The following is a 16,992-nucleotide window of genomic DNA, read 5'->3' as shown; positions in this document are numbered from 1 at the left end:
GACGACGCCCGCCAAGCCTATCAAAAGGCCCTCGAACTCTACCGCGCCGTCGACGCTCGACTCGGCGAGGCCAACACCCTGAAAGCCCTCGGCGACCTCCACCTGCGAAACGCGCGCCTCGACGACGCCCGCCAAGCCTATCAAAAGGCCCTCGATCTCTACCGCGCCGTCGAGGATCGACTCGGCGAGGCCAACACCCTGAAAGCCCTAGGCGACCTCCACCGGCGAAACGCGCGCCTCGACGACGCCCGCCAAGCCTATCAAAAGGCCCTCGATCTCTACCGCGCCGTCGAGGATCGACTCGGCGAGGCCAACACCCTCAGAGCCCTCGGCGACCTCCACCGGCGAAACGATCGCCTCGACGACGCCCGCCAAGCCTATCAAAAGGCCCTCGATCTCTACCGCGCCGTCGAGGATCGACTCGGCGAGGCCAACACCCTCCAGGGGCTGGGCTTGCAGGCGCTGGGCGGGCAGGATGCGGCGGGGGCCTTCCGCCAGTTTGTTGCCACGCTGGCGCTGCATGGGCAGATCGACAGCAAGCTGGGACAACAGGCGGCGCTCGGCTATGCGGTGAGGGCTGCCATGGCCCTGGGGGAAACCGACCGCGCCCTGCTGCTGGCCGGGGCCTCCCTTGCGCTGGGTCGGGAGATCGGCGACCACTTCGGGCAGTCGATCACCCTGCAGGCCTTGCTGGGCTTGTTCCAGCAGGCCCAGGACATCGTGGGTCTTGTGGCGTGTGTGGCCTTGTATCGGGCGGTGCTGGGGCAGCTGGGCGACGCGGAACAGCAGGCCGCAATGGCTGAACTCTGGCAGCAACTCGAAGCCGATCTGCCGGCAGAGCTGATGGCCGCCGTCGCAGCCGACCCCTGGGGGGCCCTGCAACAAGCCCTGGCCCAGGCTCGACAACGCTTTGGCGACGGCGACCCGCTGGTGCTGGGGAATTAGGTGGCAGACGTTTGCCCCGCCTGCGCGCGGCTGTGGCAAGCTGCCGGCCGTTTTTGACTTTGCCGCGTGCCCCCATGACCAACCCCCTCGCCCTCCCCCGCCCGCCGATCCGCGCGACGATCCTCACGGGCTTTCTCGGCGCCGGCAAGACCACCCTGCTCAACCGTTACCTCGCCACCCAGCCCAGCCGCCGCGTGGCGGTGCTGGAGAACGAGTTCGGCGCGGTGGGCATCGACGGTGGGCTGATCGCGGGGTCGCCGGCGGTGGAGGTGGTGGAGCTGACCGACGGCTGCATCTGCTGCAGCGTGCGGGGCGAGCTGTCGGTGGCGCTGGCCGATCTGGCCGACCGGCGCGACCGGGGCGAGCTGGATTTCGACCACCTGGTGCTCGAGACCACCGGCCTCGCCGACCCGGCGCCGGTGGCCCAGGCTTTCTTTGTGGATGAGGGCGTGCGCGACCGCTACGAGCTGGACGGCATCCTCACGGTGGTCGATGCGATCCACGCCGGGCGGCAGCTCGACGAGAACCGCGTCGCCGCCGCCCAGATCGGGTTTGCCGACCGGGTGCTCCTCACCAAGACCGATGGTGTGGATGCCGACGCCCTCGCCGCGCTGCAGGATCGCCTCGTCCGCATCAACGCCCGCGCGCCCGTTGGGCCGGTGCCGGTGGCCGACGCGGAGGTGGCCGCGCTGTTTGCGCTGGACGCCTTCGTGCTGACCGACGTGCTGGCCCAGATCCCGGCCTTCCTGACCGACGCGGCCCCCGCGGGCCTCTCCCGCGGCGGCGGCAGCCACCGGGCCTTCGTGCGCCACGATGACGACGTCGCGTCGATGGTGCTGCACCACGCCGGGGAGGTGGACGTGGGCCTGATGGGCAGCTTTGTCGAGGATCTGCTCCTGCGCCACGGCAACGACATGCTGCGCTACAAGGGCGTGCTGGCGGTGCGGGGCGAGGACCGCCGGCTGGTGTTCCAGGGCGTGCATCGCATCACCGGCTTCGATTACGGGCGCAACTGGGCCGCCGGCGAAGCCCGTGAGAGCACCATCGTGGTGATCGGGCGGCGCCTGGACGAAGCCGCCATCGGCGTCGCCTTCCGCCTCGCCTGCCGCTGATCCGCCGGGGCCGGAATGCTGGCCCCATACTTGCTTAGGCTCCGGGAAACCCCATTTCCCGGAGCGCCCCGTGGTTCAGACCAGCCTCAGCGAAGACCTCGTCGATTTCGGCGATCTGCCGCCCCCCGTGAACGCCCTGCTGCAGCAGGGCGTTGCCACCCACGCCAGCGACCCGGCCCGTGCCCGGGCCTGCTTTCGTACCGCCATCGAGACGGCGCCGGAGGTGCTGCCCTCCTACCGCTGCCTGTTCAAGCTGCAGAACAAGCTGCGGGATTTCGATTCCGCCTACGAAACGGCCCAGGCCGGCCTTGCCCAGGCGGCGGCCCAGTGCGCCGTAAGCCGCGACTGGCAGGCCTGGACGCCCGCCCAGCGGGCGGCGGCGCCGGAGCAGCCCGGGCGCTTTCTGCTCCAGTTCCTGAAGGCGCTGGCCTTCATCGAGCTGCGCCGGGGCAACGAGGACACCTCTGCCCGGGCGCTCGCCAAGCTGGCCGAACTGGACCCGGAGGACGGCGTGGGCGGGTCGGTGGTGGCCGCCCTCCTCGCCCACCGGGAGGCCATATGAGCGGCGCCGCAGCGGGTGGCAAACCCGACAATCCACCCTTCAGCGTGACGGACACGACACACCGCGCCCTCGGCCGGCTGCGGGTGCTGCGCCTGGGCGACGCGCTGGCGGTGCGCCTCACGCCCATCGAGGCCCACACCCTGGCCCTGGCGATGTTTGCGGTGCGGGACGGCCGCAGCGCCGAAACCGAGCTGTTCATGAGCCCCATCGCCAGCGACGCGCTCTTCGTGGCCCAGGTGCAGGCCGACGGCCTGCTGGTGGAGACGCCCGCCGGGGGCTACCCGCTGGGCTGGCCGGCGGTGAGCGCGCTGGCCGCCGCCCTGTCGCCCGCCGCCGTGCCCGCCTGAGTTCCCGCACGAAAAGCGCAGCCGGGCCGCTTTTCGGCGGCTTGAACCGGCGGAGCCTGTGGTATTTTTGCGGCCTTCGTCGCGCCCCCCCGGGCGCCCGCAACCCCGGCGACCCCTGGCCGCCAGCCGCAAGCACCGCACCATGAACGACACCCCGGACCTCTTCGACGCCCCCCCCGGCGCCCCCGCCGATGGCGGTGAGCCGCCCGCGCCGCCCGTCACCCCGCTGCTGGGCAGCGACGACGCCCTGCCCCTCGACCTCTACGCCGAACGCGCCTACCTGGCCTACGCGATGAGCGTGGTCAAATCCCGCGCCCTGCCCCAGGTGGAGGACGGCCTCAAGCCGGTGCAGCGCCGCATCCTGTTCTCGATGAACGAGATGCGCCTCGCGCCGGGGTCCAAGCACGTCAAGTCGGCCCGGGTGGTGGGCGACGTGATCGGCAAGTACCACCCCCATGGCGATTCGAGCGTGTACGACGCGATGGTCCGGGTGGCCCAGGATTTCTCGCTGCGCTACCCGCTGGTGGATGGTCAGGGCAACTTCGGCTCGCGGGATGGCGACTCCGCCGCGGCGATGCGCTACACCGAATGCCGCCTCACGCCCATCGCCGAGCTGCTGCTCTCCGAGATCGACCGGGGCACGGTGGATTTCCGCCCCAACTACGACGGCGCCTTTGAAGAACCCCAGCTCCTGCCGGCCCGCCTGCCCTTCGTGCTGCTCAACGGCGCCTCGGGCATCGCGGTGGGCATGGCCACCGAGATCCCGTCCCACAACCTGCGCGAGGTAGCCGACGCCGCCATCCACGCCATCGAGCACCCGGAAGCGACGGTCGTCGACCTGATGACCCACATCAAGGGGCCGGATTTCCCCGGCGGCGGGCAGATCATCTCGCCGGCAGCCGACATCCGCGCCGCCTATGAAACCGGCCGCGGCAGCCTCAAGCTGCGCGCCCGCTGGGTGATCGAGGATCTGGCCCGCGGCCAGTGGCAGCTGGTGGTCACCGAGCTGCCGCCGGGCGTGTCGGCCCAGAAGGTGCTGTTCGAGATCGAAACCCTCACCAACCCGCAACCCAAAACGGGCAAGAAGTCCATCGACGCGGATCAGGCCCAGCTCAAGGCCCTGATGCTCGGCGCGCTGGACCGGGTGCGCGACGAATCGGGCAAGGACGCGCCGGTGCGGCTGGTGTTCGAACCCAAGAGCCGCAACCAGGACGTGGCCGAGTTCGCCAACCTGCTGCTGTCCCACACCAGCCTCGAGACCTCCGCCTCGATCAACCTGGTGATGATCGGCCTGGATGGCCGGCCAGCCCAGAAGAGCCTCGCCGACATCCTCCACGAATGGGGTCGCTTCCGCATCGGCACGGTGCGCCGCCGCACCGCCCACCGCCTGGGCCAGGTGAACGACCGCATCCACATCCTCGAAGGCCGCCACATCGTCTTCCTGAACATCGACGAGGTGATCCGCATCATCCGCGAGTCGGACGACCCGAAGGTGGCGCTGATCGCCCGCTTCGACCTGAGTGACCGGCAGGCCGAGGACATCCTGGAAATCCGCCTGCGCCAGCTGGCCCGCCTCGAAGGCATCAAGATCGAGCGCGAGCTGCTTGAACTGCGCGGCGAGAAGACCGAACTCGAAGCCCTGCTGGGCGACGAGGGCAAGCTGCGCCGGCTGGTGGTGAAGGAGATCAAGGCCGACGCTGCCAAATTCGGCGACGCCCGCCGCACCCTGGTGGAAGAAGCCGCCCGCGCCGGCGTCACGCAAACGGTGGTGGACGAGCCGGTGACCGTGATCGTCTCCGAGAAGGGCTGGGTGCGCTGCCGCAACGGCCACGGGGTCGATCTGGCCAACGTGGCCTTCAAGGACGGTGACCGCCTGGGTTCGGCCTTCGAGTGCCGCAGCGTGGATGCGCTGATCGCCATCACCGACGGGGGCCGCGCCCTCACCGTGGCGGTCTCCACGCTGCCCGACGGGCGCGGCAACGGGGCGCCGCTGGCGTCCTTCGTCGAGCTGCCCAGCGGCGCCAAGATCGCCCATGTGCTCGCCGGCCCGGTGGACAAGCGGGTGCTGCTGGCGAGCGCGGATGGCTACGGCTTCCTGTGCAAGCTTGGCGACATGACCGCCACCAAGCGCGCCGGCAAGCAGTTCGTGTCGGTGGATGCGGGCGGCAAGCTGCTCGCCCCGGTGCTCTTCGACGGTGCCGACAACCAGCATCTGGCGGCCCTGTCGTCCGGTGGCAAGCTGCTGGTGTTCCCGCTGGATCAGATGAAGGAACTCTCCGGCGGCGGGCGCGGCGTCATCATCATGGCGCTGGACGAGGGCGAAACCCTGGCGGCCACCTGCGTGGCCACCAACGGGCTCACCCTGCTGGCGGCCACCCGGGGCGGCAAGGCGGTGGAGCTGGCGGTCGGCCCGAAGGATTGGGAGCCCTGGCTGGGCAAGCGCGCCAGAAAGGGCAAGCCCGCGCCGGGACGCTCCCAGTCGAACGGCCTGCGCGGCGACTAAGCCGCCCTGCCCCGCCGCTCAGGCGGCCAGGGGCAGGCGCACGACGAACTCGGTGCCCTTGTCCACCTCCGAGCGGACAGTCACCGAGCCGCCCATCAACTCGGCCAGCTCCCTGACCAGCGCAAGCCCCAGCCCGGTGCCCTGGTGGCGTCGGGTGAGGAAGTTGTCGGCCTGGCTGAAGCGCTCGAAGACGTGGGGCAGCATCTCCGCTGCAATGCCGCAGCCGGTGTCGGCCACGGCAATCTCCAGCCGGTCGCCGGCCCGGGTCACCCGGACGTCGATGTGCCCCCGGTCGGTGAACTTGATGGCGTTGCTGAGCAGGTTGTTGAGCACCTGCACCACCCGGGTCGCGTCGCAGACGAAGGTCTCGGGCAGATCGGGCGCCAGCGCCACGTGAAGCTCCAGGCCCTTCTTGTGGGCCGGCGGGTGGTAGTTGCGGACGGTCTTGTCGATCAGCGCCCGCAGGGGCTCGGTGCGCATCGACAGCTCCATCTTGCCGGATTCGATCTTGGCGAGGTCGAGGATGGAGTTGACCAGGTCGAGCAGGTGCTCGCTGCTCTCGAAGATCACCTCGGCGAACTCCCGGTTCTCGCCGGTGCCCGATTCCCGCAGCAGCTCGGCGTAGCCCATGATGCCGTTGAGGGGCGTGCGCAGCTCGTGGGACATGGACGCCAGGAACTCCGACTTCATCCGGTTGGCCGATTCGGCCTTGATCTGGCTCTCCCGCAGCTCGGCGGTGATGCGGTACTGGCGATCCAGCAGGCGCAGGGCGATGAACCCGAGCAGCAGCACGATCACCGTCGTGGCGAAGGCGTACCCCAGGTAGCCGGCCCGGCGGGCCCGGAACTCGGCCAGCGCGACGTCCTCCGCCACCCCCACCCCGACGATCAGCGGGTACTCGGTGAGGGTACGGTAGCTGTACAGCCGGCTCACCCCGTCCGAGGTGCTCACCGTGCGCAGGGTGCCCACCGGTTTCTCGCGGATGCCGCGCATGAAGGCGCTCTGGGACAGATCCTGGCCGATGGTCATGTCGTCGCCGGCGCGCCGGGCCCGGGTGATGCCGTCCAGCCCGATCAGCGACACCACTCCCCGCTCCCCCAGATCCACGCTGCGGTAGAAGGCCGAGAAATAGAACGGGTCGACCGAGATCACCACCACGCCACCGAAGCTGCCGTCCGGCTTGTTGATGCGCCGGGTGAGCTGGATCGACCACTTGCCCGAGGCGCGCCCGAGGATCGGCTTGCTGATGAACAGCTCGTCGGTGTCGCGCTCCTTGTGTACCCGGAAGTGTTCCCGGTCGGACAGATCCACCCGCTTGTGGTTGGGCAGGTTGCTCAGGATGTAGATGCCGTTCTCGTCGATCACCCCGAGCTGGTTGAAGATGGTGCTGATGATCATCCCCTCGCGCACGTAGTCGGCGATGTTCACCTTGTCGCCGTAGCGCTCGTACTGGAACTTCAGGAACAGCACCGCCTGATCGACGCTCTTGATCGTGCGGATGGTGTGCTCCTCGAAGGCCCGGGCGAGGTTGAGGTTCTCGGTGTAGACGGCCTTGATGACCATCTCCTCCTCGCTCTGGGATTTGTACACCACCGCGCCCCACACCAGCAGGATGGGGAACACCATCAGGGCAACGATGGGCAGGAGAAGACGACGGCGTTCGATTCGGTTGGCGAGTGACATAGGGGGGCGCGTTAATTCTGTCGATCTTCGATTGGGGCAAGTCGGCCGACACTCTTCCGGTGTTCAGCCGTGAGACGCTCTCAGCATATTGCAGAACAGCCGCCCCTGCTCGACTGCGTCATCCAGGGCGACGTGGGTGTGGGGCTCGGGCGGGCTCCAGGCCGCGGGCATGGCCGACCTGCCGCTGGCCCGGTAGGGTCGGCGCAGCAGCGCCATGGCGTACGTCCTGATGTCAATTACGGCATAGCCGAAGGGATTTTCACCCACGAATTCGGCAAGGTAGTGCAGCACGAAGGGAAAGTCGAAGGCCGCCGGGTAAGCCACGAACACCGGGCGCCCAGGTAAATCCCGCAGCCACGCCACGAAGCGCCCCATGCCCACATCGGGTGGCTCGGGCGCGCGACGGCAGGCAGACCAGGCCGCCGGCTGGGTCGCCCACCAGGCCATCGTCCGTGGGTCCGGCGCGAGGCCCGGCAGCGCCTCGAGATTGACCGAGAAGCGGCTGATCTCGCCCCCCTCGCGGGTGAAGGCTGCCGCCCCCAGGCTCAGGATCGAGTGCCGGCCCGGCATCGGGCCATCGGTCTCGATATCGACACTCACGTACACCTCGGACATGCGGCCCTCCCGCCCGGGCGCCGCCCGCGGATCGAGCGCCCCGTGTTGAATATTCCACACCCCTTCACTTTAGCCCCAACCTCGCCGGCCGTTAAAAGAGGCTGCGCCATCGGATGGGCGGCATCCGCTCGCCTCCGACAATAATCGATCCCCCAGCCCAGAGCCTTCATGAGAATCCGCGTCACCGACCGAAATCTGCCCCGCCTGCATCTTGCCGGCACGCTGATCGTCGTGGTCGCCATGGCGCTTGCCCTGGGTATCGGCTTCCTGTTCATCGGCCTCACCGAGCACCGGCGGCTGTTCGACCGCCTGGAGCAGAGCTTTGCCACCAAGAAGCAGGAGCGCCTCAGTTCCGAGATGTCGGCGGCCATCGGCTATCTGGATTTCGCCCACTCCCTCACCGAGACCACCCTCAAGGCGGCCCTGCGCGAGCGGGTGACGATGGCCCTGCAGACGGCCCAGGCCATCTACGACCGGGAACATCGCCACCGCCCGGCGGCCGAGGTGAAGCGCCTCATCGTCGAGGCCCTCCGGCCCCAGCGCTTCTTCGATGGCGGCGGCTATTTCTTCATCGACGACATGGATGGCCGCTGCGTGCTGCTGCCCATCGCCCCCGCGCGGGAGGGCACTTCCCTGTGGGACAACCGGGACGACACCGGTCACTACATCATGCGCGGGCTGGTCAAGGCGGTGGCGGACGGCAAGGGTGCGGGGTTTTCGTCCTACCGCTGGTATGCGCCCGACTCGCCCGGGCAGATGGCCGACAAGCTCGCCTACGTGGCCCGCTTCGAGCCCTACGACTGGATCATCGGCACCGGCGACTACCTCCACCGCTGGCACCAGATGCGGCTGCGCGAAGGGCTCGAACGCCTGCGGGCGTGGAAGTTCGGCGACACCGGCCGCTTCGCGGTGCTCGGGCTGGACGGCACGATCCTGCTCCAGACCCAGTGGCCCGAACATGAAGGCAAGCACTACCTGAGCGTCGGCACCGACGAGATGAAGAAGCGCCGGGGCGAACTGCTGGCCCTGGGCAAGAAGGGCGGTGGCTTTACCGAGTATCTGTGGAGCCGGCACGCCCCTGGCACCGGGCACGATGCCCCGGGCGAAATGGGCACCCGCACCTCGCTGGTACAGGTCTACCGCCCCTGGAACATCGCGGTGGTGGCCTCGGTGTTCGAGCAGGAGATGGAGCCCGCCATCGCGGCCGAACGCACGGCGATCATCGAATCGGCGACGAGCCGCCTGCCCCTGGTGGCCCTGGCGGCGGGCATGGTGCTGCTACTGGCCATCGCCGCGTCCTACCTGTTCTCCCGCTGGATGAGCCGGCAGCTGCGGGCCTACACCCGGCGCATCGACGCCCACGCCAAGACCCTGGAGCGTCAGGCCGAAGCCCTCCACCTGTCGGCCCGGGTGTTCGAGACGAGCCGCGAGGGCATCCTCGTCACCGATCCCGAGACCCGCATCCTGGCGGCCAACCCCTGCTTCTGCGAGACCACCGGCTACGGCATCGACGAGGTGGTGGGCCAGCTGCCCAGCCGCTTTGCCTCCAATCGCCACGACAAGGCCTTCTTTCGCCAGATGTGGCAGGCCATCCTCAGCACTGGCACCTGGAGCGGCGAGATCTGGAACCGCAAGCGCGACGGCACGGTGTTCCCCTCCCAACTCACCGTGTCGACGGTGCGCAACGGCAACGGCGAGGTGCTGCATTACATCGGCACCTTCCTCGACGTGTCGGAGCGCAAGGAGGCGGAAGACCGGATCCGCCAGTTGCTGGAGTTCGACCTGCTCACCCGCCTGCCCAACCGGGCCCTGCTCAACGACCGGCTGACCCAGGCCATCGCCATCGCCGAGCGGGAGCGGCGACGCGTGGCGGTGCTGGTGATCGACATGGACCGCTTCAAGACGGTGAATGACTCCCTGGGCCACGCCACCGGCGACGAGATTCTCCAGGAGGTGGCTGCCCGGCTGCGTGGCCTGGTGCGCCAGAGCGACACCGTGAGCCGGCTGGGGGGCGACGAGTTCGCGGTGGTGCTGCCAGCCCTCGACCAGCCCGCCAACGCCCTGCCGGTGATCCGCAAGATCAGCGAGGCGCTGGGCGAACCCTACCTGGTGCGGGGGCAGGATTTCCGCATCACCCCCAGCATCGGCGTGGCCCTGTTCCCCGACAACGGTGCCGACGCCGAGACCCTGGTCAAGAACGCCGACGCGGCGATGTACCACGCCAAGGACGTGGGCCGGAACAACTTCCAGTTCTTCACCGCCGACTTCAACCAGTGGGCCACCAACCGCCTGCAGCTCGAGAACGGACTGCGCCGGGCCCTGGCCCGCAAGGAGCTGGTGCTCCACTACCAGCCGCAGGTCGATCTGGCCAGCCGTCGCATCGTGGGCTGCGAGGTGCTGCTGCGCTGGCAGCCCCAGGGCGAGGCTCTGATTCCGCCGGACCGCTTCATCCCCATCGCCGAGGACACCGGCCTCATCGTGCCCATCGGCGCCTGGGTGCTGGACGAAGCCTGCCGGCAGCTCGCCGAGTGGGACGCCCAGGGCGCCGCCCCGATCCGTCTGGCGGTGAACGTGGCCGTACCCCAGCTCCGCCAGCCCGAGTTCGTGGGCTACGTGCAGAGCACCCTCGCCCGCCACGGCCTGAGCACCGAGCGGCTGGAGATCGAGGTGACCGAGAGCGTGCTGCTGGATCACGACGAGCGCATCCGCCACACCCTCGAAGGCCTGGTCGAGCTGGGCATCATGCTGTCCCTCGACGACTTCGGCACCGGCTACGCGAGCCTGTCCTACCTGCGCAACTTCCCCTTCGACGTCCTCAAGATCGACCGCTCCTTCGTGTCCGAGCTTCACCGTAACCCGGACGACGTCACCCTCATCCGCGCCATCATCAGCATCGCCCGGGACATGTCGCTGCTCACCATCGCCGAGGGCATCGAGTCGGCCGAGCAGTGCGCGATCCTCGACGAGCTGGGCTGCAGCGTGGGTCAGGGCTACCACTTCTCGCGCCCGGTGCCGGCCGCCCAGATGGGCGCGCTGATCGCCGCCGACGCCGCGCTGGCCGCGGTCTAGCCACACGCCTGCCCGATCCGGACAAAAAAATGGCGCCGGCTTGCGGCGCCATCTTGCAGCCCGGGAAAGGGCTGGCTTACTTCTTCAGCAGCACGTCGAGGGCCTCGATCAGCTGATCGATCTCCCCTTCGCTCACGTTCAGCGCCGGCATGAAGCGCAGCAGGTTGGGACGCGGGGCGTTGAGCAGCAGGCCCTGCGGGTCCATCTCCAGCGCCGCTTTCACGATGGCCGGGCCGCGGTCGTCGTCGAGGATCAGCGCGCGCAGCAGGCCGCTGCCCCGCTCGCCCTTCAGGCCGTGCTTCTCTGACAGTGCCAGCAGGCCCTTCTTCAGGTACTCGCCGCGGGCCCGCACCGACTCCATGAAGCCCGGCGACAGCAGCTTGCGCAGCACCGCCACGCCCACCGCCGTCATCAGCGGGTTGCCGTTGTAGGTGCCACCCTGCTCGCCCGGTTCGAAGCAGGCGACCGATTCGGTGGCGAGCAGCGCGGCCAGCGGCACGCCGCCGCCGATGCCCTTGCCGAGGGTCATGATGTCCGGCTCGATGCCCGACTGCTCGTAGGCAAAAAGGGTGCCGGTGCGGCCCATGCCGGCCTGCACCTCATCGACGATCAGCAGGATGCCGCGCTCGCGGGTGAGCTTGCGCAGGGCCTGCATGAACTCGGGCGACGCGGGAATCACGCCGCCCTCCCCCTGCACCGGCTCCAGCATCACGGCGACGGTCTTGTCGGTGATGAGGGCCTCGACCGACGCGATGTCGTTCAGGTCGGCCTTCGGGAAACCCGGCACCTGCGGCGCGTACATCACATCCCAGCCGGCCTTGCCCGACGCCGACATGGTGGCCAGGGTGCGGCCGTGGAAGGAATGGTCGAAGGTGATGATCTCGTAGGCGCCGTTACGGTGCAGCTTGCCCCACTTGCGGGCCAGCTTGATCGCGCCTTCGTTGGCCTCGGCGCCGGTGTTGGCGAAGAACACCCGGTCGAACACCGAGTTGGCGGTGAGCAGACCGGCGAGTTCCACCATCGGGCCGTTGTAGAAAGCCGGGCTGGGGTTGAGCAGCGTGCCGGCCTGCTTCACCAGCGCGTCGGTGATCTCGGGCGGGCAGTGGCCCAGGCAGTTGACGGCCCAGCCCTGGATGAAATCGAGGTAGCGCTTGCCGTTGTGGTCGTACAGCCACGCCCCTTCGCCGCGCTCGAACACGAGATCGGGGCGGTTGGTGATGTACATGAGGGAAGCGGTGTCAAACTCTCCGTAGCGCATGGGTGGCTCCAAAATTCATGAGTTGTAGAGTATACCGGCCGACGGTGAAGATCATGTGTTCCGATCAGCCCGCGGGGCGTTCGGACGCAAGGCTCACCAGCCGTCGGCTGCGGCTGAGGAGGAAGACGACGAACGCCGCCAGCGCCGCGCCCTCCCACAGCAGGGTGTGGCCCGCCCCGATGGCGCCGGCGATGAAGCCCGCCAGCAGGCCGCCCAGCGCATCGAAACCGAAGCGGGCCGAGGTGAAGAAGGACACCACCCGGCCGCGCAGCTTCTCCGGCGCCATCCCCTGCATCAGCATGTTGATGCCCACGTTGCACACCGAGATCCCGAAACCCAGCCCCACCATCGCGGCCAGCGCCAGGGGCAAGGAGCCGGCCAGCGCAAAGGCGATCAGCGACACCGCGCTCACCGCCACGCCCGCCACCACCGCCCGCATCACCGCGCGGAGCTGCCGGTGGTTGGCCAGCACCACGGTCGACGCGAACGCCCCGCAGCCCGCCGCGCCCCACAGCCAGCCGAGGGTGGTGGCCCCACCGGCGAACACGTCCCGGGCGAACACCGGCAGCAGCACCGCGTAGGCCGACGCCGTGAGGTTGAGGGCGATCAGGGTGACGATCAGCATCCGCATCTGCCAGGTGTGCCAGGCGTAGGTCACCCCTTCGCGGAACACCTGCCCCACCGAGCCCTTGGCCCGCGGCGGCTCAACCCCCTCGATCGACGTCACCCCGACGATCAGCGCCAGGAACGAGAAGCCGTTGATCGCGAAGCACAGCGCCTCGGAGGTGAGCCCCAGCAGCAGCCCGGCCAGGGGCGGCCCCACGAAACGCCCGGCGTTGAACAGCATCGCGTTGAGCGCCAGCGCGTTGGGCAGATCCTCCCGCCGGGCCACGAAGCTGCCGATGAGCGACTGGCGCAGCGGCGTGTCGAAGCTGTTGAGCACCCCCAGCACCAGCGACATCAGCACGATCAGCGTCGGGCCGACCAGCTCCAGCCAGGTGAGCGCGGCCAGCACGAAGGCCTGCAGCGCCAGCAGCGACTGCACGCCGATCAGCCAGCGGCGCTTGTCCTGCTTGTCGATCCAGGCCCCGGCCAGGGGGCCGACGACGAGCTGGGGGATGAGCGCGCAGAAAGCCGTCACCCCCAGCAGCGCCGCCGAACCGGTGAGGCGATACACCAGCCACGACAGCGACACCTGCTGGATCCACGAGCCGAGGATGGAGATGGCCTGCCCGGCAAAGTACCGCCGGAAGTTGCGGTGGGCCAGCGCGCGCATGGAGACGGGCCAGGGGCGTCCGGGCGGCGGGGGAGTAGTCATGGCGTCGTCGACGGAAATGAGCGGCGGCCTGCCCACAGGGCGGCCAAAAAAGCCGACGGCGACGAGACGGGTTTGGCCCCGCTCGCCGCCGCCTTGCCTTGCTTACGATGGACCGGGCGGCTCGGGCGACGTTCCCCGTCCGCACAACTTTTTGCCGGCGACCGATGGCGCAGCGATCTACAGCCCGCCCAGGGCGAGGTACTTGGTCTCCAGGTACTCGTCGAGCCCGTGGCGGGAGCCCTCGCGGCCGATGCCCGACTGCTTCACCCCGCCGAAGGGCGCCACCTCGGTGGAGATCAACCCGGTGTTGATGCCCACCATGCCGTACTCCAGCTGACGCGACACGCGCCACACCCGGGCGTGATCCTTCGAATAGAAATAGGCTGCCAGACCGAACTCGGTGTCGTTGGCCAGCCGGATCGCCTCGGCTTCGGTGGTGAAGCGGAACAGCGGCGCCACCGGGCCGAAGATCTCCGCCCGGGCCACCGCCATCGCGGGGCTCACGTCGGCCAGCACGGTGGGCTCGTACCAGGTGCGGCCGAGGGCATGACGCCGCCCGCCGCACACCGCCCGGGCGCCCTTGGTCAGCGCGTCGGCCACCAGCGCCTCCACCTTGGCGATGGCCGCATCGTCGATCAGCGGGCCCTGGGTGACGCCCTCCTCCAGCCCGTTGCCCACCTTGAGGCCGGCGACGGCTTCGGCCAGCCTGGCGGCGAAGGTGTCGTAGATGCCGTCCTGCACCAGGAAGCGGTTGGAGCACACGCAGGTCTGACCGGCGTTGCGGTACTTGGAGGCGATGGCGCCGGCCACCGCGGCGTCCACGTCGGCGTCGTCGAAGACGATGAAGGGCGCGTTGCCGCCCAACTCGAGCGACAGCTTCTTGACGGTGCCGGCGCACTGGGCCATCAGCAGCCTGCCCACCGGCGTGGAGCCGGTGAAGGTGAGCTTGCGCACGATGGGGCTGGCGGTCATCGCGCCGCCGATGGCGCTGGCTTCGCCGGTCACCACGCTGAACACCCCGGCCGGCACGCCGGCGCGCTCGGCCAGCTCGGCCAGGGCCAGGGCCGACAGGGGTGTCTGCTCCGCCGGCTTGAGGACGATGGTGCAGCCCGCGGCCAGGGCCGGGGCCACCTTGCGGGTAATCATGGCCGACGGGAAATTCCACGGGGTGATCGCCGCGCACACGCCCACTGGCTCCCTGGTCACAACGATCTGGCGATCCTTGAAGGGCGACGGGACCACCTCGCCATAGGCACGTCTCGCCTCCTCGGCAAACCACTCCACGTAGGCCGCGGCGTAGGCGATCTCGCCCTTGGCCTCGGCGAGCGGCTTGCCCTGCTCGGCGGTCATCAGCCGGCCCAGGTCGTCCTGGTGGCTCATCAGCAGGTCGAACCAGCGGCGCAGGATGCGGGCGCGCTCGGCCGCAGTGGTGTCGCGCCAAGTCTTGAGGGCCTGGTCGGCGGCGGCGATGGCGCGCTCGGTTTCGGCCGCGCCGCAGCGGGGCACGCGGGCGACGGTCTCGCCGGTGGCGGGGTTGGTCACGGCGAGGGTCTCGCCGCTGTCGGCCGCCACCCAGGCGCCGTCGATGTAGCAGGCCTGGCGCAGCAGGGTGGGGTCTTTCAGGTTCAGCATGCTTGGTCTCCTTCTCATCCGGGCCCGGCGAGGGCTGACCGGGTCGGCGGAGGATACGCCAGACCCAGCGCCTCTTGCAGCAATTCGGCAGGCCCGGTGTGCCGACAAAAAAAGAGCCAGTCGGGTTGCCCCGACCGGCTTCAGACTTCTCGCACTGCAGACCCGGAAGCGCAGCGCCCTGCGCCTCCGGGGTTTCGGTCAACCCGCGCTTACAGCGGGGTAATCAGCTTGAACCACAGCTTGTCGCCCTGGAAGCGGTTCTCCACCATGGTCTCGTGCTGCCACTGGCCGATGAACATGGTGCCGGACTTGGTGGTGTACTTCACGCTGGGGCCAAAGGCAAAGACCTGGCCCTTGCGCCCCGCGGAGATGATGCCGGGGATCTCGGGCACGGTGGTGCCGTTGAACTTGTCGTCGGTGAGCTGCTTGAGGTAATAACCGCTGATACCGAAAGCCCACTCGCCCACGTGCTTGCCGACCAGGTAGTCCATGTGGAACTCGTCGCCGGACTGGTACTTGCCGGGCTGGCCCAGGAACACGGAATCGGTGTTCTTGGTCTTGATGTTGTACATCAGCTTGGCCGACACTTCCCAGCCACCCTTGGGCAGCCAGGTCACGGCGTAGATCGGCTCGAAGCTGTAGTAGTTGGCGCCGATGCTGGTGCGCGGGTCGTTCTTGTCGTAGGCGCCGGTGGGCAGGTTGATGTCCAGGCCGAAGGCGGTGTGCAGCTCGGGGCTGTGGTGCCAGGTAATCACGAACGGGTCGATGGTGATGTCGCCGATGCCGAACTTGCTGGCCGACCCCACCGTACCCGGCAGGTTGCCGATGCTCTGATTGACAATCGGCAGGATCGCGTGCATCGCCCAGTTTCCGCCCAACACCTGGGTGTTGGTGACATGCACCACACGGAGGGCGTCGAACACGGCATTCACACGGGCTTCCTTGTTGTTGGTGGCCGGATGCTTGACGGTGTCGCCGCCACCATCCTTCAGCGTGCCGCCGTAGTAGCCGAAGTAGTTGATGAAATAGGTGCCCGGCGGCGGCAGCGCGCCGGCATACCAGTTTTCGGCGCCGTTCGGGTACTGGTCGCCGCCCTCCTTGGCCTGGGCGACGCCCCCGGCCATGAGCAGGCCACCGACAAGTGCTGCGATGAGTGATTTCTTCATGTTTCTCCTCCTTGTGGTTATCTGATCGACTTGTTCTGCTGCGTGGTGCTGCGCCGCTCCCGGCAGGTGGGGCGCGGTTTGGTGCGGAACCGGGCTCAGCGCCCCAGATCCTTGGCAGTCTTGCCGGCGATGCCCCAGTTGGTCTTGGGCACTTCCTGAATCCACACCCGGATCGCCTGCCGTGCGGCGCCGACGGCGTCTTCAAGGGCCTGGGTGACGCTCTCGATCACGGCCCGCTTCTGCTCCTCGCTCCGGCCCTCGATGAGGAAGATCTGGGCGAACGGGAGCGCGGTGTCGTCAAGGGTGTCGACCGTCTCACCGCCGATCCCGAAATCGCACTTGGGCAGCGTCTTGAGCCAGACGCGGATATTGGGCCGGGGGGCGCCGACGGCGTTCTGCAGGGCGTCGGTCACCTTCACGATGACCGCGCGCCGCTGCTCGGCAGAATGGCCTTCAACCAGGTGAATCTGTGCAAACGGCATGGTTCTCTCCGTGGCTGTTGCGATGGCACGGGGCGACGCTGCGCCCCGCCCGTGTTCAGACCGCCAGACCGCGGGCCTTGGCCATGGTGATGGCGGTGTCCTCGATCATGTCCTCCTGACCGCCCACCATGCCGCGACGGCCCAGCTCGACCAGGATGTCGCGGGCCGGGATGCCGTACTTGGCGCTGGCGCGCTTGGCGAACAGCAGGAAGGAGCCGTACACGCCGGCGTAGCCCAGGGTCAGCGCGTCGCGGTCGATGCGGATCGGGAAATCCATGATCGGGATGACCAGGTCTTCGG

General features: G+C 68.7%; 13 protein-coding genes and 2 pseudogenes. 6 read left to right on the top strand and 9 right to left on the bottom strand.

Annotated elements, in window-relative coordinates:
- From ACE3N6_RS16890 to parC, 5 genes are all read left to right on the top strand, one after another.
- Window positions 1–945, top strand: a 945-nt coding sequence (locus tag ACE3N6_RS16890; RefSeq protein WP_374246968.1) for a tetratricopeptide repeat protein, incomplete at its 5' end; no start/stop codon positions are given.
- Window positions 946–1,019: 74 nt separating this feature from the next.
- Window positions 1,020–2,057: a GTP-binding protein gene (locus ACE3N6_RS16885; protein WP_374246967.1), complete on the top strand. Its 1,038-nt coding sequence runs from the start codon at window positions 1,020–1,022 to the stop codon at window positions 2,055–2,057.
- Window positions 2,058–2,127: 70 nt separating this feature from the next.
- Entirely contained in the window at window positions 2,128–2,619 is a 492-nt protein-coding gene (locus ACE3N6_RS16880; RefSeq protein WP_374246966.1) for a hypothetical protein, read from the top strand.
- Window positions 2,620–2,663: 44 nt separating this feature from the next.
- A complete protein-coding gene (locus ACE3N6_RS16875) occupies window positions 2,664–2,966 on the top strand; it encodes a hypothetical protein (RefSeq protein WP_374246965.1) in 303 nt (100 codons plus the stop codon).
- 142 nt (window positions 2,967–3,108) lie between these two features.
- Window positions 3,109–5,469, top strand: coding sequence for a DNA topoisomerase IV subunit A (parC, locus tag ACE3N6_RS16870; protein WP_374246964.1), 2,361 nt, complete (start codon window positions 3,109–3,111; stop codon window positions 5,467–5,469).
- Window positions 5,470–5,487: 18 nt separating this feature from the next.
- Here the strand turns inward: parC and ACE3N6_RS16865 are convergent, their stop codons facing one another.
- Together ACE3N6_RS16865 and ACE3N6_RS16860 are read right to left on the bottom strand one after the other, a co-directional pair.
- Window positions 5,488–7,152, bottom strand: a complete 1,665-nt coding sequence (locus ACE3N6_RS16865; RefSeq protein WP_374246963.1) for an ATP-binding protein — start codon at window positions 7,150–7,152, stop codon at window positions 5,488–5,490.
- A gap of 63 nt (window positions 7,153–7,215) precedes the next feature.
- Window positions 7,216–7,767 (bottom strand): 3'-5' exonuclease, encoded by a 552-nt coding sequence (locus tag ACE3N6_RS16860; protein WP_374246962.1) that lies wholly within the window; start codon window positions 7,765–7,767, stop codon window positions 7,216–7,218.
- A gap of 168 nt (window positions 7,768–7,935) precedes the next feature.
- On the opposite strand from ACE3N6_RS16860, the gene ACE3N6_RS16855 reads away from it, so the two are divergent.
- Entirely contained in the window at window positions 7,936–10,836 is a 2,901-nt protein-coding gene (locus tag ACE3N6_RS16855; RefSeq protein WP_374246961.1) for an EAL domain-containing protein, read from the top strand.
- Between the two features lie 76 nt (window positions 10,837–10,912).
- Here ACE3N6_RS16855 and ACE3N6_RS16850 read toward each other — a convergent pair whose 3' ends face one another.
- The 7 genes and pseudogenes from ACE3N6_RS16850 to ACE3N6_RS16820 form a co-directional block, all read right to left on the bottom strand.
- Complete coding sequence (locus ACE3N6_RS16850; RefSeq protein WP_374246960.1) at window positions 10,913–12,094, bottom strand: acetylornithine transaminase; 1,182 nt, start codon at window positions 12,092–12,094, stop codon at window positions 10,913–10,915.
- Between the two features lie 64 nt (window positions 12,095–12,158).
- Window positions 12,159–13,412 carry an MFS transporter gene (locus ACE3N6_RS16845; RefSeq protein ID WP_374246959.1) on the bottom strand — a complete coding sequence of 418 codons (1,254 nt, stop codon included), beginning with the start codon at window positions 13,410–13,412 and terminating at the stop codon, window positions 12,159–12,161.
- A 177-nt stretch (window positions 13,413–13,589) separates the two neighbouring features.
- Window positions 13,590–15,044 (bottom strand): NAD-dependent succinate-semialdehyde dehydrogenase, encoded by a 1,455-nt coding sequence (locus ACE3N6_RS16840; protein WP_374246958.1) that lies wholly within the window; start codon window positions 15,042–15,044, stop codon window positions 13,590–13,592.
- Between the two features lie 209 nt (window positions 15,045–15,253).
- The gene (locus tag ACE3N6_RS16835; RefSeq protein ID WP_374246957.1) at window positions 15,254–16,210 is read right to left on the bottom strand and encodes a transporter; all 957 of its coding nucleotides are present in this window, start codon (window positions 16,208–16,210) and stop codon (window positions 15,254–15,256) included.
- A 95-nt stretch (window positions 16,211–16,305) separates the two neighbouring features.
- Window positions 16,306–16,536, bottom strand: coding sequence for a 2-hydroxymuconate tautomerase (locus ACE3N6_RS16830; RefSeq protein ID WP_374246969.1), 231 nt, complete (start codon window positions 16,534–16,536; stop codon window positions 16,306–16,308).
- A pseudogene (locus tag ACE3N6_RS16825) lies at window positions 16,531–16,692 on the bottom strand (tautomerase family protein); the annotation flags it as partial. The gene ACE3N6_RS16830 and the pseudogene ACE3N6_RS16825, both read right to left, overlap by 6 nt.
- Window positions 16,693–16,747: 55 nt before the next feature.
- Window positions 16,748–16,992 (bottom strand): annotated as a pseudogene (locus ACE3N6_RS16820) (4-hydroxy-2-oxovalerate aldolase); the annotation flags it as partial.

Origin of the sequence: Zoogloea sp., from assembly GCF_041904905.1 — a bacterium.
In the GTDB taxonomy this organism is placed as follows: Bacteria; Pseudomonadota; Gammaproteobacteria; order Burkholderiales; family Rhodocyclaceae; genus Zoogloea.
This window is presented reverse-complemented; position numbering and strand designations above follow the sequence as displayed.